The organism is Microcoleus sp. T3_D1, assembly GCF_036700405.1.
Taxonomy (GTDB): Bacteria; Cyanobacteriota; Cyanobacteriia; order Cyanobacteriales; family Microcoleaceae; genus Microcoleus.
The window spans coordinates 7,579-27,646 of sequence record NZ_JAUBOV010000051.1 but is presented as its reverse complement, the minus strand read 5'-3'; the positions used below and the strand labels follow the sequence as shown (position 1 = coordinate 27,646).

The following is a 20,068-nucleotide window of genomic DNA, read 5'->3' as shown; positions in this document are numbered from 1 at the left end:
TTATCGTTGGGGTGCGTCGATTACTCTGATACCAAGGGTTACGGCTTGCAAGCAATTGAGCTTATTGCAGGTTTTACGGTCTTATTGACAGGTAAAAAATGGTGCGTCGATTTGAGGCTTGAAACCCTTTCTGGGTAAGGCTCCCTGGCCGAACTGTCTCCTTTACCACTTCCCCGCGAGGGGATTGAAACAAAAATGCTAATAGAAGGCTGGCTCTTGCGTTTAATGTCTCCTTTACCACTTCCCCGCGAGGGGATTGAAACGCTTTTGCCAGACCATAGATTGTATCATTGGCAGGAGTGTCTCCTTTACCACTTCCCCGCGAGGGGATTGAAACGCTCTCTCCTTCGTCGAGCCTTGCTCCACATGAGCAATGATGTCTCCTTTACCACTTCCCCGCGAGGGGATTGAAACTTTTATGTGACACAAAAGTCATAAAATTCTCCCAATTATTGTCTCCTTTACCACTTCCCCGCGAGGGGATTGAAACAAGATAGCACCAGCAGCAGTACCAGCGGCGACAGTCTCCTTTACCACTTCCCCGCGAGGGGATTGAAACTGCAACGACGGCTTGCCGATGGACAGAACGACAAGAGTCTCCTTTACCACTTCCCCGCGAGGGGATTGAAACTGGCAGCTTTTGGTTATCCTAATAGTAAGTGCCATGCTGTCTCCTTTACCACTTCCCCGCGAGGGGATTGAAACTTTTGGATAAGCTAATCCAATTACAAAGTTACAAGTCTCCTTTACCACTTCCCCGCGAGGGGATTGAAACTAGCATGATAGATAGTCCGCACTGACACCGGTGGTCTCCTTTACCACTTCCCCGCGAGGGGATTGAAACATGTCCAACTTGCGGACAGTGTACGGCGCGATGCCGTCACTATGTCTCCTTTACCACTTCCCCGCGAGGGGATTGAAACATTACATACTTTGTATTCCAAACATATGCCATGGTCTTGTCTCCTTTACCACTTCCCCGCGAGGGGATTGAAACTTTGGTTTAGCAATTTCAGCATCCCTAGCTCTCAGTTTTGGTCTCCTTTACCACTTCCCCGCGAGGGGATTGAAACATTATACTATTACCTTCTGGAAGCATAAAGTGCCAGTCTCCTTTACCACTTCCCCGCGAGGGGATTGAAACAAATGCTACTAGTAGAGGCTTGATGCATAATATTGTCTCCTTTACCACTTCCCCGCGAGGGGATTGAAACTCTAAAAGGGTAGACTTACCTACTCCAGAAGGACCTTCCAGTCTCCTTTACCACTTCCCCGCGAGGGGATTGAAACCAACTTCATTAGCCAATGTAAATTCGTAGGGGAATAGTCTCCTTTACCACTTCCCCGCGAGGGGATTGAAACTTTTTGATTGTTAGCCATTTTAGACTCCTAAATTGTTTTGAGTCTCCTTTACCACTTCCCCGCGAGGGGATTGAAACTTAATAGGAGGGCCGTTCACTACAGCTAAAGTTTGTGTCTCCTTTACCACTTCCCCGCGAGGGGATTGAAACTTTCTCATTTAAGAGAATTGATTGCTTGAGGTAGAATTTCGTCTCCTTTACCACTTCCCCGCGAGGGGATTGAAACTGGAAGACTATCAGATAGCTCCAAACTGCCATTGGGCCGGTCTCCTTTACCACTTCCCCGCGAGGGGATTGAAACTAAAGGTATGTCCCCCACCCAAATTATTTGCACGGGACGGTCTCCTTTACCACTTCCCCGCGAGGGGATTGAAACTCTTGTGAGAATACTCTATTGACTTTAGCTTTAAATTATTGTCTCCTTTACCACTTCCCCGCGAGGGGATTGAAACTGTTGCTGTACCTAGTTTTAGTATTGGTCTAGTTGAAAAAGGGTCTCCTTTACCACTTCCCCGCGAGGGGATTGAAACATGCAGGGACTAGATTAGAGCAAAAAATCTTGATGAGTCTCCTTTACCACTTCCCCGCGAGGGGATTGAAACCATTTTGATTTCTCCTTCAAATTTACTTGAGTTTTCTCGGTCTCCTTTACCACTTCCCCGCGAGGGGATTGAAACTTAAAGATGGAGTAAACTGGACAACTTGTTTTTTTGTTGGTCTCCTTTACCACTTCCCCGCGAGGGGATTGAAACAATTACACAGAGTAAGTTTTCATTTTTTCCCTCAAGTGTCTCCTTTACCACTTCCCCGCGAGGGGATTGAAACTTTCATCAGTTTAACAATGATGTCATCGTCAACATTTTGTCTCCTTTACCACTTCCCCGCGAGGGGATTGAAACACTTTATGGTGGAATTTGTTGTGTGAAAGTAAGGGGCGTCTCCTTTACCACTTCCCCGCGAGGGGATTGAAACCACATCTGCTTGAAATTTTTCCATTTCTTTGCAACGCCAGAATTTATGCACTCCGACGAAAGAAACCGGGTTTTTTACCGAATCTGTGGACTACAACCACATATTTTCGTAAAAAACCCGGTTTCTGGGCCCCTACTTAGCTTCTTTACCACTTCCCCGCGAGGGGATTGATATCAAATCCCGTGGCATCGGAATTAATCTTACCCACAGTCAGGAGACGGCAGTACCTTTGGTCGTGTCAACTTAAGGTAAAACCGATAGTCCGTCAGGGGTTGAAACCCCTGCCTCAAAGTGAAAGTCCTCTCAAAGAGGACTAATGAGTTCTTCAGTCCTCTTTTAGAGGACTTTAGCTATGAGACAGGGAATTCATTCCCTGGCGGAGTGCCGGGTGGGAGGAGTGGCGGCAGTACCTTTCGTCGTGTCAACTTAAGGTAAAACCGATAGTCCGTCAGGGGTTGAAACCCCTCCCTCAAAGTGAAAGTCCTCTAAAAGAGGACTAATGAGTTCTTCAGTCCTCTTTTAGAGGACTTTAGCTATGAGACAGGGAATTCATTCCCTGGCGGAGTGCCGGGTGGGAGGAGTGGCGGCAGCGCCTTTGGTAGTGTCAACTTAAGGTAAAACCGATAGTCCGTCAGGGGTTGAAACCCCTGCCTCAAAGTGAAAGTCCTCTAAAAGAGGACTAATGAGTTCTTCAGTCCTCTTTGAGAGGACTTTAGCTATGAGACAGGGAATTCATTCCCTGGCCGACTGCCTGGTGGGAGGAGTGGCGGACTAAAAGCTTAAGTTGACACCACCAAAGGCAGTACCCTTTCCCTACTCAAACCATTACCCCCAATTGCATTTGCCTTCTTCCTTCTGCCATACAAAAAAAACCCGGCCTCTCAAAGAAACCGGGTTTTTTGTCAATCAGACGCTTTCTTGTGATGCAGCCTAATCCCTAAAAAAATGTCATATATAAAACTCCAAAAGTCCTTTTTCCCTTCCAATATTCCCAAAGTTTGAGGAGAACCCTTCTCATCCAACAGCGGCTTCACAGCCTCATAAGCAGGCTTGTAATTGTACCAAGGAATAGAAGGCCACAAGTGATGAATCAGATGATAATTCTGCCCCAAAATCAAGATATTTAGAATAGGACTAGGATATACTCTGGCATTTTTCCAACGATCGCGATCGTGAAACGGACGGTGCGGCAAATAATCAAAAAATAACCCCAACGCCAACCCCACCACCAAAGCCGGAGAAAACCAAAAATTCAGGACGTAATCTAAATGGCCGTATTGAATCGAGATATAGACGATCGCGATCACAAACAAACGGCTGAGAAACCATTCCAATAATTCGTATTTCCGCCACAGCTTGCGCTTAAAAAAGAAAATCTCGTGGTAAAAAAACCTCGCAGCAATCAACCACAAAGGCCCGCCGGTCGAAACATAATGGTCTGGATCGTTATCTGGGTCATTAACGTGGGCGTGATGCTGCATATGTACCCGCGTAAACACCGGGAAAGCAAAACCCAACATCAGCGCGCTACCGTGTCCCAAAATAGCATTGATCGTCCGATCGCGATGGGCCGCATTATGAGACGCATCGTGAATCACAGTTCCAGCCATGTGCAAAGCCAACACGTTCAGCCAAAAACAGCACCACTGCGGCCATCCCCAACACCAGAAACCCAAGTTAGAAATCACGATAATCACTACTGCACTCAAAAACAGCAGCAGTGTCGGATTGAAGTCACCGGGAGGACTCAGAAACTCTTTCGGCACTGTCAGCGGCCGTCCTGCCTCCGACATCTTTGTTAGCACTCCATAATATTTCACACTTGCGTAGTATAAGATACAAGCCTCTAAATAGTAAACTTTTGTGAAATAACTGTATCTAATCTCGATCGCCCGTCGTCTGCATATAAATCAGAGTTTGTTGCTTGGCAAGCTTACCGATGTTACATTCGCACAACGCTCTTGGGAAACCAACAAAAATGAATGGGTATATCTGTATATTTGTCAAGGCCTAAATCTAAAGTTATTTTGAAGAAAAGCCGATCGAACAGAAAAGATTACCGATCGGTAAAAAGTCAGATATTCTATATATTGTTCAATACCTACTTTTTTGACGACTATCAAAATTTTTAAGACTTCAGACTAGCGTCATTGCTTGTAGTGCAAAGAAGAAACGTTAGCCGAAATTTAAACAAGAAATCCACCTGCCTCCCCAGAACACCGCTGATGCAATTGCCAAAAGCCCTACGCCGGACTAAAATCGTCGCCACCATTGGCCCAGCAACTTCCGACCCACAAGTGCTGCGCCAGCTTATAGAAGCAGGTGCCACAACTTTGCGACTCAACTTTTCCCACGGAACAGAAGAAGACCACCAGCGCAGCATTCGCTTAATCCGGCAAACATCCTTTGAACTCAACCAGCCGGTAGCCATCCTCCAAGACCTCCAAGGCCCGAAAATTCGTTTAGGGCGCTTTGAGACAGGCTCTATAGTTGTCAAAAACGGCGATCCTTTCATTCTCACCAGCCGCCAAGTTCCCGGCACCGAGCTCATTTCTTCCGTCACCTACGACCCCCTAGCAGACGAAGTTCCAGAGGGAGCAGTGATTCTGCTAGACGACGGCAAAGTGGAAATGCTGGTGGAAAAAGTAGACCGCGCGGCGCGGGAATTGTACTGCCGCGTCGTCGTCGGCGGGCCGCTTTCCAACAACAAAGGCGTGAATTTTCCGGGAGTTTACCTGTCAATTAAAGCGCTGACTGATAAAGACCGCAAAGATTTAATGTTCGGCCTCGACCAAGGTGTCGATTGGGTAGCCCTGAGCTTTGTGCGAAATCCCCAAGATGTACTCGAAATTAAAGAGCTGATTGCCAGTGCGGGCAAGCAAGTACCGGTGATTGCTAAGATCGAAAAGCACGAGGCGATCGAACAAATGGAGGAAATTCTCACCCTTTGCAACGGCGTGATGGTCGCCCGCGGCGATTTGGGGGTGGAACTACCCGCCGAAGACGTGCCGATTTTGCAAAAGCGCCTGATTGCTACCTCCAACCGCCTGGGCATTCCGGTAATTACCGCTACCCAGATGCTCGACAGCATGGTAGGTAATCCTCGTCCCACCCGCGCCGAGATTTCCGACGTGGCCAACGCGATTCTTGACGGAACTGATGCGGTGATGCTATCAAATGAAACCGCTGTCGGCAAGTTCCCCGTCGAAGCGGTGGCGACGATGGCGAGAATTGCGGTGCGGATGGAGAGGGAAGGAATTAAGCGGAATATTAGGAATGTAGAAGATATTGGTCGATCGATCCCCAACGGCATCAGCCAAGCAGTCAGCCAAATCTCCGAACAATTGAACGCGGCGGCCATCATGACGCTGACCAAAACCGGCGCCACAGCCCGAAATGTCTCGAAGTTCCGACCCAAAACTCCGATTTTGGCAGTTACTCCTCACGTAGATGTAGCCCGACAACTGCAATTAGTATGGGGAGTAAAACCCTTGCTGGTGCTGGATTTGCCCTCCACCGGCCAGACATTTCACTCTGCCATGACTGTCGCCCAAGAAAAAGAGTTAGTGTCCGACGGAGATTTAGTGGTGATGACCGCCGGTACTCTGCAAGGAGTTGCCGGATCGACGGATTTGATCAAAGTTGAAGTAGTGACAGCAGTTTTAGGAAAAGGCACCGGTGTCGGTTTGGGATCGGTGAGTGGCCTGGCCAGGGTTGCTCGCACTGCTGCGGATGTAGGCAATTTCCACCCTGGAGAAATTTTGGTAGTGGAACACACAAGCGTCGCTTTTGTGGAGATGATTCGCAAAGCCGCAGGTGTGGTGACGGAGGAGGACAGTTTGACTTCTCACGCCGCGATTATCGGTTTGCGCTTGGGCGTGCCCGTGATGGTGGGCGTAAAGAATGCCACGCGGGTAATTCGGGACGGAACTATGCTGACGCTGGATATGCAGCGGGGTTTAGTTTATTCCGGGGCCAGAGGCGGCTCAACTGACACGGAAGTGACGGTTTAACTGTTGGTGAGCTAGGAGTTGTGGAATTTTGAATTAAATTCTACAACTCGTTGCTTTTTTCGCTATAGTTGTGCTATAATTCAAAATTGTCTGTGCCGATGTAGCTCAGGGGTAGAGTATTCGATTCGTAATCGAACGGTCGTGGGTTCAAATCCCACCATCGGCTTTGGGTTTCAGCGATTTTTTTGTCTATGACTTGTCTATGATTGTTGCAAATCTGTAGCAAAACGCAGTTTAACTGCTCAAAAATGCTCTCGGCCAAGTAGCCGAGAGCATTTTTATTTGCCCTAAATCCTTGTGGGGTGGAGATTGTGAATTTTTTATTAAATCATATCGTTTCCGGTTGCATTGGTATTGTTCAACTGTCCAAACAGTCAGTTGTCATATCAATTCCGGTTGTATATGATGAAACCGCAGAGGACACAGAGGACACAGAGAAAGGGAAGAGAGAGATGAATAATTCCGATGCCAACGGATTTGATATCATATCGTTTCCGGTTGCATTGGAATAATAAAATCGAGTCAACATTTAACACTCAACCATTCAGTTTTTCGACCCCTCCTTCTACAGTCAACAGTCAACAGTCAACAGTCAACAGTCAACAGTCAACAGTCAACAGTCAACAGTTAACTGTCAACAGTTAACTGTCAACAGTCAACAGTCAACAGTCAACAGAGGACTTGCATTCCTGACTAGAAACCTGACATCGTATTAGTTCGGGGGCCGGGGGAGGCGAAAACTCAGGGGACTGAGGATTTGATTGAGAGTTCGCAGTTGTTCCGCAGTACCCAAACAAATCAGCGTATCTCCTCCTTCGATCGCAGTTTCGCCGGTAGGCCCGACAATCAAAGTCCCGCCAGCGCGCCGCACTGCTAAAACCAAGGCCCCTGATTGCGATCGCAACTTGGCATTTCTCAAAGTTTGCCCGACGTAGACACAAGTATTGGGATCGACCAAAAATTCTTCCATGTAAAAAGAACTCTCGGTGCCCGTCAAAACACCATCTAAAAAATCCATAACTTGAGGCCGCAAAGCCGCCGCAGCCATGCGTTTTCCCCCGGTGATGTAGGGGGATACGACGGCATCGGCGCCGCCCCGCTGCAACTTCTTTACCGCTTCTTCTGTGGTGGCGCGGGCGATCGCCCGTACCTTCGGATTCAGAGTTTTCGCCGACAGGACGGTGTATAAATTCTCGGCATCCGAAGGCAAAGCTGCTACTATGCAAATTGCGCGATCGATCCCCACACTCAGCAAAATTTCGTCCAAAGTCGCATCTCCTTGGACAGCCATGTACCCCAGCGTCAAAGCTGCCTCAACCGACTGTACAGCCGAATCTATCACCACAAAAGAGATGTTTTCGGCCTGAAATTCCAAGGCAATTTGGCGGCCAGTGCGCCCAAAACCGCAGAGAATGTAATGCCCGATCAAAGAATCTACCAATCGTCGCTGCTGCCTAATTCTTGCTCCTTCTTGAAAATATCCTTCAATCAGCGCTTCTGTAAAGCGGTTGACGATGAAACCAATCACAATCACGCCCATCAAAATCAGGCATATGGTAAACATTCGCCCGCGTTGGCCGAGGGGCTGAAGTTCACCGTAGCCGACAGTTGCTAGGGTAAAGACTGTCATGTAAGCGGCATCAAGCAAAGACCATTTTTCCACCAGGCTATACCAGAGAGTACCCGTGCATAAAATGCCGCCCAGGGCGATGACTCCGCTTCTTAAGTCTTTTTGCAGGCGCTGGTACTTTTGTTCTAGAGTTGAATACACCGATCGGGCTGACCTATTACCTATTAGCTGCTACCAATTTAAACGATATCAGCCCTAGACGCAGGGGCGGTCAATCGATTTTAGATTTTAGATTTTAGATTTTAGATTGACTTGCGCGAGATAAATGCGGGGGATTGAGAATTTTCGATTGGCGATTTTGGATTGATTCCACGGATAAATCACGTGGCGGGTACCACCTTTGAAATTCGGGGTCAAAAAGCCAGTTTCTGCCTAGATACTTTGCTGCCAAACTCAACATTTTGACCGAAAGCATCCAGGATACAAGCCACCGAATTTATCTCGCGCAAGTCAATGCTTCAATTCTAAAATCTCAATTCTAAAATCTCAATTCTAAAATCTCAATTCTAAAATCTAAAATCGATTAACCCGGTTTTTTTTGCGTGAGTTCCGACTGAGTTCCAATCCCGTCGCAGAGGTGGCGATTGTTCGGATTTGCGATCGGGTTTGTCTGAAAATAATTGCGGGCTCCATCGCAACCCTGCAGCAACAAATCGTCAAGATTAAAATTCCACAGCATCACCGTACCGTCAGCGCTAGCAGTAGCGATCGCTTTGCCGTCTGGACTAAAACTCGCACTCCACACAGCATCCTTATTACCTTTTAAAGTTTTGAGCAATGTACCGTCAATGTTCCACAGCCTCACCATTTTGTCTGTGCTTGCAGATAGCAACATTTGACTGTCGGGACTAAAGCTGATATTTGTCAATCCACTTGTATGCTTGAAAATACTTAGCGGTGTGCCGTCTTTGCTCCAAATTCTCGCAGTTCCCCCAGCATTTGCAGTCGCCAGCATTGCTCCGTCTGGACTGAAAGCTACAGTCATTATTTTATCACTTTCAATCTGTAAAGTTCTGAGCAATTTGATATCGGTGCTTGCTTCAATTGACTGCTGTTTTTGCAACTTTTCCACAACCTTTCTCAAACTCCAAAGTTTAACACTGCCATCAGTACCAGCCGCAGCAATTATCTGGCCGTCTGGGCTAAAACTCGTGCTGGTTATCCAACCTCGCTCCAATTTTAAACTTAACAACTTTTCACCGTTTATTTTCCAGAGTTTAACTGTTCCATCGGCACTTGCTGAAGCGATGATTTTACCATCTGGACTAAAAGAAACGCTTGTTATTTGACTGCGGTGTCCTTTTAAATCATGAATTAATTTGCCATCTCTTTGCCAAATTTTGAGAGTTTGGTCGTCGCTTGCTGAGACAAGTATCTGACCGTTAGCATTGAAAATTGCCCTTCTAATTTTATCAGTATGCCCTGTCAATGTTGCTTGCAAAGTTCCATTAGTTTGCCAAAGCTTGATATAATTGTCATCGGTAGCAGTCACAATTGTTTGACTGTCGGGACTGAAACTCACGAAAGCAAGGGTACTGGCTTGAGTCTGCAAGCGGCGGCGTTCCCGAAAGTTGTAAACGGCCTGTTCGAGGGCGATCGCCACTCGCATCTGAATATCTGAACTCACTCCGAGCGATCGTTTCATTTCTGTAACAGCTCTGATGCTTTCTAGCAGAGCTTCGTCTTTTTTATCCGCAGCAAATAGCGTTTCTGATAGCAAACTGAGAGTGAGAATTTTGTGGTTTCTTTCTTCGATGGACGGTTTTACCCAAAAAGTTACTATCAGGATTGATATTAATATGACTGCGGCTCCGGTAACTGTTTGCACTCTCAGTTGTTGCTCGCGCCAAAGTTTAGCTGCAATCACTTTTTTCTGTTTTTGTGCTTCGCTTAGTTCCTCTAGTAACTTTTTTTCGCGGCGCAGTTGTTCAATTTCAGCTTGAGTTTGTTTTTCGCGATCGCGCAATTTGGCAAATTCCGCTTCTTGACTCGCACCTAAAAATTGATAATCTTGGGTGTTCAAGCTTTTATTTGCCGCCCACTGTCGGGCATCTTCCAGTGCTTGACCGCGCAACAAGCGAGATTCGTCTTGACAATTTGTAGCTATCCATGCTGTTAGGGATTCAGCATAGGGGCGCAAGTCGCCGAGTGCTTTTTCTACCCAGTTTTGGTTGAATATAGCTGCGTAAATGCGGTTGGATACGGTTAATTTTCCGGCTCGTTTTACTACTAATCCGCTCAGCCGCAATTCTGTTTGTTCGGGAGTATCATCGGCGCAGATTCCCCCTACCAGGGCGGGCACGGGGGCACCGCCCCTACAATCGAGGGGTTCTGAAGGTTGCTGATTTCCACTCAGTTGCTGTTCGGTTTGTTCGGGAGTATCATCCGCCCAGATCCCCCCTACCAGGGCGGGCACGGGGGCACCGCCCCTACAATCGGGGGGTTCTGAAAGTGGCAATATTTTTTGATATAGTCCTAATAACCTACTGGCGCGGTGCGGATTTCTGAGAAGGCGATCGCGAATTGTTTTGATGTGTACCGGTTCATCGGCTGATTCCCAATTATCAATAATATGAGATTGCACTATCTCGCTAATTAATAATTGATTTTTAGTAAAATTTTCCCTTTTGCTTTCATCCGTTGAGTCTGATATAATAGAAGCAGACGCTAAGCTTTTTACATGGTGCAGAATCAGCTTGCAAAGCTTTTGAGTCAGAAATGGCTGCCCTCCCGTCCAGTCCAAAATTTCTTTTAAAACCTCTTGAGGATTTTCTACTTTTCCCTCAAATCCCTTTGCTAAAGGCAGAGCTTCCTGTAATTTAAAACCGTGCAACTCAATAGGTAAGCCGATATTAAAGGGCGTGCGAGTTGCATCGCTAATTAAATCCGATGGCGTAGCTACTCCCAGCAAAGCAAATGTAATGCGCTGGTATTCTGAATTGTGAGCCCGTTTATTGTAGCAACATCTAATTAATGCAAAAAAATCGTCTAGCGGTTCTTGGAAACTCAGAACGCTATCAATTTCATCAATAAAAATGACCAGGTTCTGAGAAATTTTGACCAGCAGCAATTCTTCAATTAACTCTCCTAAGCGCTGCACCGGCGACATCAACTCTCTCTCCCGCCACCAAGCCATAAACTCGACTGGGTTAAACAGGTTGAAGCTGCACAAGAGTTTGTAAGCGACGCCGCCGTACCACTTATCTAGAGAGACTTGCTGGTTGCCAATGTCCGAAAGGTCGATCGTAGCACAGGCAATGCCATCAGCCGAGAGTTTTTGTACAGTTCGCACCAGCAAACTGGATTTGCCCATTTGTCGGGAATTGAGCACGTAACAAAACTCTCCAGCTTTGAGGGCTTGATAAAGTTCTGAGTCAGCTTGTCGCACTACATAAGTAGGTGCATTTTGCGGGAGACTGCCACCGATTTGATATTGGTAATCGACTGTCATTATCTAGCCTCTAGTCATAAGTTTGTGGCATTTCAATGGTGCCTGTAGCACAAGCAATTTTACCATTTTGATAAGTTGGTTCTGGTGGTTTGATTGTACCAGGAGAATCAGATCGGCACAATATAGATGTGGTCGTTATTTTATTTTTAGAAGCATTTGACTCAACTTTTGTAGCAGGAATTACAAAAACTGCACCGACAAAGCTTTTAAGATCTTTATGCTTTGAGACTCCATAATTAAATGTTGCTTTGTTTGTTGTAGGGTGGGAATATTTGTAATTTTCTGTCTCGGTTTTAATATTGCGAATTCTTAAAGCGTTAACAGAAGTGCTAAAAACACTTTTTTCGGCAAAATAGGCTTGCTGACGTTTGTTGATTAAGCTAATATACATTCTGGGTTCCCATTGCTTGTTGAACCTAACCCTAACCTGAAAGGGTGGCACAACTACCGAAGCTAATACTCCAATCAACATTAAAAACACTAAGTATCCACCAACATTCGATGCAAGGCTAGCTGAGTTAGAATTTGGTTGACTCATTGTTTTGTATCCTCTCTGTTTGTAGTAAAGACTTTAGTCAGGTAAATCTCAAGTGAATGCCGATTTGATATTGGTAATTGACAGTCATTATATTGCCTATACTTAGATTAGTTTGGCACTTGTCTTGTGCCTTGCCCACAAGCAAGTTTACCATTTTCATAGGTGGGTTCCGCTGGTTTAATTGTACCGGGAGAATCAGCTTGGCAGACTATGGATATTGTTGTTATTCCATCTTTAGCAGCATTGGGTTCAACTTTTTTAACAGGAACTAGAAAGACACCGCCGACATAACTCTTAAGTTGTGGTTGCTTGGAGACTCCATAATTAAAAGCAGTTTGCTTTGTGACGCGAACTGAATACTTGTAATTTGTTGTCTCCGTTTTTATCCCAAGTTCCAAAGCATTAACGGAACGCGAAAAAACACTTTTTTCGGCAAAATCTGCTTGCTGAGCTTTGTTCATTGAGCTAACATACTCTTTTGCTTCTGACTGCTGGCTTCTATTGGTATTATTGAGATAAAATGGCAGAGCTATCCCATTCAATACTCCAATACCGGTTATAAGTAATAAGCATCCACAACCGCGACAAGCTGCATTGCGAACTATTGATTCTTGATTGTTAGTCATGGTGTTGTCTCCTTAAATGGTATATACAATGCGAATTATAGTCGGCGAGGCAGAGCCTCTGGATCTGCGTTACCAGGCTCTGCCTGGTAACGATGAAAAGGAGGAAATACTAATCTCTAAGCTCGCAGCTTTTGTACTTCTTTCCGGTCAATGGATGTGGGCTGAATCACTTTACTGCCGATCGCAAAATCGCGCAATTCCACCCTCGTAAACTTCACACCCCAAGGATCTGTCGTTGTATCCAACTCTTCCACTAAAGCATTATTAATCTCATGTCGAGCCGTGTAGAGTTCCTCAACAGATAATTTAGCAAGGTGAGTGCGAATTGAAAGAATCAGCATATTTAACATCGCTTCCTTGAGATTCTGCACTTTGTAGGAAGCTTTTTCTAAGTCAATGATTCGCCAGTACACAATAAAATCAACGGTGATGGCCACCCGATCGCGCGTTGTGCATTCTTGCGGTGGCAATTTTAAAATTTGCTCGCGCAGAGTTTGTTTATAAGCCACTGTTTCGACGAAGGGAATCAAAAAAGTCAAACCAGGTTCGAGTTTCTTGCGATCGTACTTTCCGAAAATTTCAACTAACGCCTCATCTCCTTGACGGACGATTTTTACACTGCTGGCTAAGGATACTCCGGTGATGGCAAGCAATACCGTCAAAAAATAGTGATACATAGTGAATCTCCTGGTAAATAGTTGACAGTTGATGGTGATTTCTTAGTCCGCGAAGGCGGACTTTGTTTGTGTAGAAGCGATTTCAATCGCCGAGTCATAAAAGAGCTAAATCTGAGTTAGCTGTTGATGTGAATTAATCTGTCAGGTACAACAATCAGCGTGTTTCCTTCGCGGCGCAAAACATAAACTTTTTGCCTGGGTGCGATCGCCCCTTGGGAATCTTCATTGCGAGCTTTCCACGAAGCCCCTTCATAAATCACCATTCCGGTTTCTCCGGGGAAAATTTCGGAGATTGTTGTCGCTTCGGTTGCTTCGGGAATGACAAACTTTTTGCGAACAATGAAAATCGGTCGAATCCAGATACTCAGCGCGAGGGCTATCCCCATCCAGTAGAATATCTGCCAGTCAAAATCTTCATACATTATGTTCGCCCAACTAAACTCAAATGCTACAGACCCTCTCCACAAAATAAATGATTCAATTACAGCCGAAGCTCCCATCATTAGCAGGTAAAATCTGTATTTTTGGGGCTGAGTTTTGATGATTAATAGCTCCATCGCACTAAGCACAACTCCGATCAGCAACCAGAATAGGGGCGGGGTGAAGGCGAAACCTGGTTGATTAGTGGCTGACGCCAGCGACCAAATTAGGATAGAATACACAATGCTTTTACCTCGTTTTGATGGGATTCAACCTTGTTATTTCTAATCTAATCAGGTGGCTATTTGAGTTGGCGACTGAGTTATTTGAAAATTCATCGACTTTTCATCGACTTTTCATCGACTTTAGGGGCGGTTGGCATTTATGATGGTTTCAGTGTTTTGATTGTGATAAGCAATGCCACGATCGCTAAGGGTGCGCGAAGAGTGCATACGCGCAGTTAAATCCTGTCTCCTGAGAAATGGCTTTCCCAGTCAGAAAATTCTGGCTGAGGATTTAGGGATGGCCCAATCTACAGTCAGCCATTTTCTGAATGGCAAACCTGTGGATTACGCCAATTTCATCGAAATTTGTCGCGGATTGGGGCAGGAATGGCGCGATATAGCCGATTTTGAGGCGAATTCAGAGCCAGAGGAGGTAGTGCTGGTGAGGGCAAAAGTGGCGATCGTCCGATCGACCTCACACAATACGCTTTCCCAGCAGTTACACCAAGCTTTGAGTGCGGGAGGGCACGAAGTCTTTTTTATTAACAACAGCAGCGACTCAGGCTCATATTTAAAGCGTTGCGATTATTTGCTGTTGCTGATTTCCGAAGAATCGGCGGCTAGCGAAATGGTATTGGAACAAGTGCAGCTAGCCAAGGAATTGCACAATTTAACGGCTCACAAACCCGCAATTTTACCGATTTTAGTTGAATTAAATACACCGCTTTCTTTTGATTTACTGAGCTATTTAGCAGGAATTCAGCCCTGGCTATGGCGCGGTGTTGGCGACTCATTTAAGTTATTATCACAAATTTTAACCATTATCAAAGAAGGTCGCACATCGTTAACTGCCGACCATGAATTAGCTGTAGAATGGAACGCAATTAACAGCACAAAACAGTCAATAATTCAACCCCTGCCAGCAGCGCCGCCAGAATTGCCGGGAGGACAAGTTGAACTCACTTCTTGTTTTTATATCGATCGCCCTCCGATCGAATCCCGCTGTTACGAGACGATCGCCCAACCGGGAGCCCTCATCCGCATAAAAGCACCCAGACAAATGGGCAAAACTTCCTTGATGGCGAGGATTTTGCATCATGCAGAAGCGCAAGGTTCTCGCACGGTAGCGCTGAGTTTTCAGCTAGCCAATAGGAAAATATTCGCTAATTCAGATACATTTTTGCAGTGGTTTTGTGCTAGCATCGGTCAAGAGCTAGGAATGCTGGAGCAGTTGCCCAAGTGTTGGGAATTAGCCGATTTGATTGGCAGCAATCAGTGCTGCAAGGCTTATTTTGAACAGTATTTGCTGTCTGAATCCTCAAAACCTCTGACGTTAGGCTTGGATGAGAGCGATCGCCTGTTTGAATCACCGGAAATTGCCGACGACTTTTTTGGGTTATTGCGAGCTTTGCACGAAGAAGCAAAACGGCGAGATATTTGGAAAAAGTTTCGTTTGATTGTGGTGCATTCTACGGAAGTATATATTCCGCTGGATGTGAATAAATCGCCGTTTAATGTGGGTTTACCGATTGAATTGCCAGAGTTTAATTCTCAGCAAGTGCAAGACTTGGCAAAGCGGCACGGATTGAATTGGAGTGGGAATGAAGTTGGAGACTTGATGGGGTTAGTGGGCGGAAATCCTTATTTAGTGCGGCTAGGAATGTATCATATTTCGCGTCAAGATGTGACTTTAGATCGGTTAGTGAAAGAATCTGCAACTGAAGCGGGAATTTACAGCGATCATTTGCGCCGCCATTTATGGAATTTAGAGAAATATTCGGAATTAATGGAGGCGATGAGAGAGGTTGTGAGTGTTTCCCAGCCAGTTAGATTGAGGTCAGAATTGGGGTTTAAGTTAAATAGTATGGGGTTGGTGAAATTGGATGGAAATCATTGCATTCCGAGATGTCGGTTGTATCAGGAGTATTTTCGCGATCGGCTAAATGGCAAATAATTCTTACAAGACTTACGCAACGGGCATTGCTCCCGCTCGAATTGGTGTCAACTTAAGACTAAAAACCTTGAGAAATCTCGTTTTTCCCGATCGTCTAGATCCCCCTAAATCCCCCTTAAGAAGGGGGACTTTGAGAGCGCTTCCAGTCCCCCCCTTCTTAAGGGGGGCTAGGGGGGATCAAAGTCGATGAGAAGTCGATGAGAACTCACTCAACTTCTCAAATAGCCACGTGATTCAATAAAAATAGAGTAGAAGCAAGGCGCAGTAGGTGAGGTTTGCAAGCCCCACCGCACTCAATGGCCTGGATGAAAACGACGCTAAAAATAACTTGCTTGTTTTTCTTGGCATCGACTGTTCGATTAGGCGATATTAGACAAGCTACGCCTGCACTCGCTGTTTGACTCTAGAATCCCCATGTGTTTACGCCAGGGAGTATGTCAATCACTTGAAAACTACTCTGCTAACACATTTGGACAACAACCATGCAGCTTAAAAAAAATCCTCAACTAGATGAACTCAACAAAGAAGCAGTATCGAGAACAACCATGCAGCTTAAGACAAACCCTCAACTCGATGCACTCGATAAAAAAGCGGAATCTTCAGAAAAAAACATTCTCCCTGACAAAAAACGTAAATCATGGGTAGGAACCTTACTGAGGATCACTTTTATTTACTTTCCTCTGGGCAGCATAATACTTGGTGCGATCGCCCTCCCTTATTCTAGCGGTTGTGGTGGCAAGGCGAAGCAATCAGAAGGTAAACAATATGTTAGCTCAATGAACAAAGGTCAACAAGCAATATACGCCGAGGAGGGCGCATTTTCCAATTCCGTTAATGCCCTAGGCCTCGGCATTAAAACTCAGACAACCAACTATAACTATTCAACCATATCTACCAAAAATGCTGCGTTTAGTTATGGTGTAGCCCGCAGCAATAATCTTCGTAGCTATGTCGGGGCTGTCTTTTTAGTACCTGTTTCCCAAGCAGCTAACAAAGGGAAGACTACTGTCTCCATTCTGTGTGGAGCAAATTCTCCTGGAAATACCCAACCGTCTGCTCCTATCCTTCAGAATGGTAATCCTGTCTGCGCTGCTGGTAGTAGCGACGTGCTTAAGTAAATATCGACATTAATGATAATCTCATGTTACCTGAAATTGTCAAAGGCTTCATCATCTTAGCTTGCATCTTCATTCCCCTCGAAAGAATCTTTTCCTTGCACAAGCAAAAGATATTCCGTCTCGGATGGGCAACCGATGCCACATATTTTTTTACAGGTCACTTTATTGGCAGATCGGGCGCTATTGTTGTGACTGTAATTTTGTCGCTGATAACTAATTTACTCAACCCGGAATTGCAAAGCAAAGTAGCATCTCAACCTGTGTGGTTGCAGTTTGTAGAAGCTATTGTAATTTCAGATATGGCATATTATATGGCTCACAGACTACTGCATGAAGTACCCTGGCTTTGGCAATTTCATGCAGTCCATCACAGCATTGAACACATGGATTGGTTAGCAGCAGTGCGGGTGCATCCGTGCGAGCAAATTTTTACTCAGATTTGCAAAATTATGCCTCTTTACTGGTTGGGATTTACCAAGGAGAGTTTGGTGGTTTACGCTTTTTATTCTGCGGCGATCGCTTTCTTAATTCATTCTAATATTAAATTAAAATTTGGCATCATAAAATGGTTCGTAGCTACCCCACAATTTCATCACTGGCATCACAGTAAAATTCCCGGAATAAACAACAAAAACTTTGCTGTTCAGTTGCCACTGTTAGATTTGCTATTTGGTACTATCTATATGCCAGCAAAAAAAATGCCTCATAAATATGGAATCTCTGATTCTATACCTGCTGGATATGTCGGACAAATGTTCTATCCATTTTCAAGGATGATTAAAAATGCTAGATGAAAATGCAAAACCAGGTATTAAGCGCTATTATCGCTTTTTGCTGGCAATTATGGGTTTTGGCTTGACGAGTGTTGCTTCTTTGGGTGCAGTTGCCCTATTTCATCACATGGATATCCTAACTTTTATCGCCAGTTTAAATACGAAACAAGTAACTGTTGCCGAATTGCAGCAGAATAAGTTGAAACCAGTGATTTTGATCGATGTGCGATCGCCCGAAGAATACGCGGAAGATCGCATCGGTGAAAGTCCCCTTGTTCCCATAATTGATATTGATATGGGGTTCGGTGTCAAGCAGATTCAATCCATTGTCAAAGCTAGGGTTAAATCCGATCGACCTCAGCCGATAATTGTACTTTATTGTGCCAGAGGAGGGCGATCGGTTAAAGCATACAAACAGTTGGAAAAACTCGCTCGGTATTCCCAAGAATCTGCGGGAAATGAGACTAATAAGATTAAGGATATTAGCCTGAATGTTGTTGTCCTTTCAGGAGGTATCAAAGCGTGGCGGCAAGCAGTGCCGGCTCCAAAAGATGCCCAGATATTAGCTCCAATTACTTTGGGGAGTTTGATAAAGTCTCCGTCAGTCACCCTGCTTTCGGAATGAATCGGGGCAGTTGCGACCAAATTGATTTCTGTCAAATCTCTATCAATAGAAAGGTGCATCGTGCTGGCAGATTAGCTATCTTCAAGAAAAGTAGCCAGAATCCTCAGCAATCTGCAACGGTTGGCTGTTTTGGCAGGCAGCACAATAATTAGAGTTAGCATAACTTGATTCCATGCAAAACACGATAGAGATACTTCCTTCTTCAGACTCGCGGACTCTTTCCAAAAAGCAATCCGTACTCCCTAATTACGAAGCAGCCGAGCGACAATTTGTCAATTTGCTAGAAGTCGAGGATTTAGACAAGACGGTGGCGGCAAAACCGTTACTTGTCAGCGATTTTGAAAGCGCGATCGCCTATGCAATTCAAGCAGCTTACCAACAGGAACCGGGCGATGAGGCCGCTCACCGCTTCTTGCAGCGCGTACTTTACCGCATCAACCGCCTCAACTTGTTTTGGTACGACGATTTGCGCCGCTACAACAACGAACGATCGCACTATTTGCGTTCTGTGCGCGATCGCATTGAGGAACCTTGGCAGCAGTGGGAAATCGCACAAATCGACGTTGCAGCGCTGCAAAAATTGCCGGATGTCAAGCAAGCCCTGCGCGATCGCGCCACCGCCGATGTCGATCCTCCGCTAACTGAGCTCGATCGCTACCAGCGGGAACAGATGACTGAAGAGGGATACAAACACCTGCTGGCGATCGCCTCCTTCGACGGTTTAGTGGAAGCCAGCCGTGTTTCTCGCATCATCGGCGGTGCCGGCAACGAAATTCAGTGCACCCTTACGCGAGTGCTGATCGAAGAATACGGCGGCGGTCGCCTCCCCCGCAAGCACTCGACCTTTTTTGCTCAAATGCTGGCAGAATTCGATATGAGTACGGAACCGGAAGCGTACTTCGATTTAGTGCCTTGGGAAGTGCTCGCAAGCATTAATCACAACTTCCTGCTTACCGAACGCAAGCGCCATTTTCTGCGCTACAACGGCGGACTCACTTATTTTGAGGTGGCCGGGCCCGTCGCTTACCGCAATTATCTAGCCGCCGCCCAGCGTCTGGGCCTCTCGCAAGCTGCGATGGGTTATTGGGAACTGCACATCAAAGAAGATGAACGTCACGGCCGCTGGATGTTAGATGAAGTGGCGATCCCGCTGGTTGATAGATACCCGCAGGAGGCGTGGGAGCTGGTGTTGGGGTACGATCAGGAGAAGTCGATCGGCGATCGGGCTGCGGCTGCTGTAGTGCGATCGATCCAAGCCACAGAACGGAATTAACAGCTATATCCTAGGGTGGGTCAGAGACTGATGCACCCTAGATTTTGCACCGTTCTCAATAAGCCTTTTAGGAACAGGCAAGATGCCTGTTCCACAAGAAATACAGTCTTTGTGGAACAGGCATCTTGCCTGTTGCTGACAATGGTAGAACAGGCAAGATGCCTGTTCCACAAGAAATACAATCTTTGTGGAACAGGCATCTTGCCTGTTGCTGACGGAATTAACAGCTATATCCTAGGGTGGGTCAGAGACTGATGCACCCTAGATTTTGCACCGTTCTCAATAAGCCCTTTTAGGAACAGGCAAGATGCCTGTTCCACAAGAAATACACTCTTTGTGGAACAGGCATCTTGCCTGTTGCTAACCATAGTGGAACAGGCATCTTGCCTGTTGCTAACCATAGTGGAACAGGC

The 20,068-nt window shown here is 45.9% G+C and carries 14 protein-coding genes, 1 tRNA gene and 1 CRISPR repeat array; of the genes, 8 read left to right on the top strand and 7 right to left on the bottom strand.

Annotated elements, in window-relative coordinates; all coding sequences use genetic code 11:
• Positions 1–155: 155 nt before the first annotated feature.
• Positions 156–2,333: direct repeats of the CRISPR family, unit length 36 nt; unit sequence GTCTCCTTTACCACTTCCCCGCGAGGGGATTGAAAC.
• Positions 2,334–3,235: 902 nt separating this feature from the next.
• Positions 3,236–4,126 (bottom strand): beta-carotene hydroxylase, encoded by an 891-nt coding sequence (crtR, locus tag QT992_RS21700; RefSeq protein WP_333338940.1) that lies wholly within the window; start codon positions 4,124–4,126, stop codon positions 3,236–3,238.
• A gap of 432 nt (positions 4,127–4,558) precedes the next feature.
• Here crtR and pyk point away from each other — a divergent pair, with 432 nt between their 5' ends.
• Both pyk and QT992_RS21690 read left to right on the top strand, forming a co-directional pair.
• Positions 4,559–6,346, top strand: coding sequence for a pyruvate kinase (gene pyk / locus QT992_RS21695; protein ID WP_333338892.1), 1,788 nt, complete (start codon positions 4,559–4,561; stop codon positions 6,344–6,346).
• A gap of 94 nt (positions 6,347–6,440) precedes the next feature.
• Positions 6,441–6,512 (top strand) — tRNA-Thr (locus QT992_RS21690).
• 546 nt (positions 6,513–7,058) lie between these two features.
• Here the strand turns inward: QT992_RS21690 and QT992_RS21685 are convergent.
• From QT992_RS21685 to QT992_RS21660, 6 genes are all read right to left on the bottom strand, one after another.
• Positions 7,059–8,117, bottom strand: a complete 1,059-nt coding sequence (locus QT992_RS21685) for a potassium channel protein (protein WP_333338895.1) — start codon at positions 8,115–8,117, stop codon at positions 7,059–7,061.
• Positions 8,118–8,499: 382 nt separating this feature from the next.
• Complete coding sequence (locus tag QT992_RS21680; RefSeq protein ID WP_333338898.1) at positions 8,500–11,427, bottom strand: AAA-like domain-containing protein; 2,928 nt, start codon at positions 11,425–11,427, stop codon at positions 8,500–8,502.
• A 10-nt stretch (positions 11,428–11,437) separates the two neighbouring features.
• On the bottom strand, positions 11,438–11,965 hold the full coding sequence (locus QT992_RS21675; protein WP_333338900.1) for a type IV pilin-like G/H family protein: 528 nt from the start codon (positions 11,963–11,965) through the stop codon (positions 11,438–11,440).
• Between the two features lie 107 nt (positions 11,966–12,072).
• Positions 12,073–12,591: a type IV pilin-like G/H family protein gene (locus QT992_RS21670; protein ID WP_333338904.1), complete on the bottom strand. Its 519-nt coding sequence runs from the start codon at positions 12,589–12,591 to the stop codon at positions 12,073–12,075.
• 116 nt (positions 12,592–12,707) lie between these two features.
• The gene (locus tag QT992_RS21665; RefSeq protein WP_333318264.1) at positions 12,708–13,268 is read right to left on the bottom strand and encodes an SPFH domain-containing protein; all 561 of its coding nucleotides are present in this window, start codon (positions 13,266–13,268) and stop codon (positions 12,708–12,710) included.
• Between the two features lie 116 nt (positions 13,269–13,384).
• Positions 13,385–13,930, bottom strand: a complete 546-nt coding sequence (locus QT992_RS21660; RefSeq protein WP_333338907.1) for an NfeD family protein — start codon at positions 13,928–13,930, stop codon at positions 13,385–13,387.
• A 175-nt stretch (positions 13,931–14,105) separates the two neighbouring features.
• Here QT992_RS21660 and QT992_RS21655 point away from each other — a divergent pair, with 175 nt between their 5' ends.
• From QT992_RS21655 to QT992_RS21630, 6 genes are all read left to right on the top strand, one after another.
• The gene (locus tag QT992_RS21655) at positions 14,106–15,866 is read left to right on the top strand and encodes an AAA-like domain-containing protein (protein WP_333338909.1); all 1,761 of its coding nucleotides are present in this window, start codon (positions 14,106–14,108) and stop codon (positions 15,864–15,866) included.
• Positions 15,867–16,348: 482 nt separating this feature from the next.
• Positions 16,349–16,984 (top strand): type IV pilin-like G/H family protein, encoded by a 636-nt coding sequence (locus tag QT992_RS21650; RefSeq protein WP_333338913.1) that lies wholly within the window; start codon positions 16,349–16,351, stop codon positions 16,982–16,984.
• 23 nt (positions 16,985–17,007) lie between these two features.
• Positions 17,008–17,778, top strand: coding sequence for a sterol desaturase family protein (locus QT992_RS21645; protein WP_333338915.1), 771 nt, complete (start codon positions 17,008–17,010; stop codon positions 17,776–17,778).
• Complete coding sequence (locus QT992_RS21640; protein WP_333338918.1) at positions 17,768–18,382, top strand: rhodanese-like domain-containing protein; 615 nt, start codon at positions 17,768–17,770, stop codon at positions 18,380–18,382. The genes QT992_RS21645 and QT992_RS21640 overlap by 11 nt, the downstream gene beginning before the upstream one ends.
• Before the next feature lie 172 nt (positions 18,383–18,554).
• The gene (locus QT992_RS21635; protein ID WP_333338921.1) at positions 18,555–19,655 is read left to right on the top strand and encodes an iron-containing redox enzyme family protein; all 1,101 of its coding nucleotides are present in this window, start codon (positions 18,555–18,557) and stop codon (positions 19,653–19,655) included.
• A 30-nt stretch (positions 19,656–19,685) separates the two neighbouring features.
• Positions 19,686–19,910 carry a hypothetical protein gene (locus tag QT992_RS21630; protein ID WP_333338924.1) on the top strand — a complete coding sequence of 75 codons (225 nt, stop codon included), beginning with the start codon at positions 19,686–19,688 and terminating at the stop codon, positions 19,908–19,910.
• Positions 19,911–20,068: the final 158 nt, after the last annotated feature.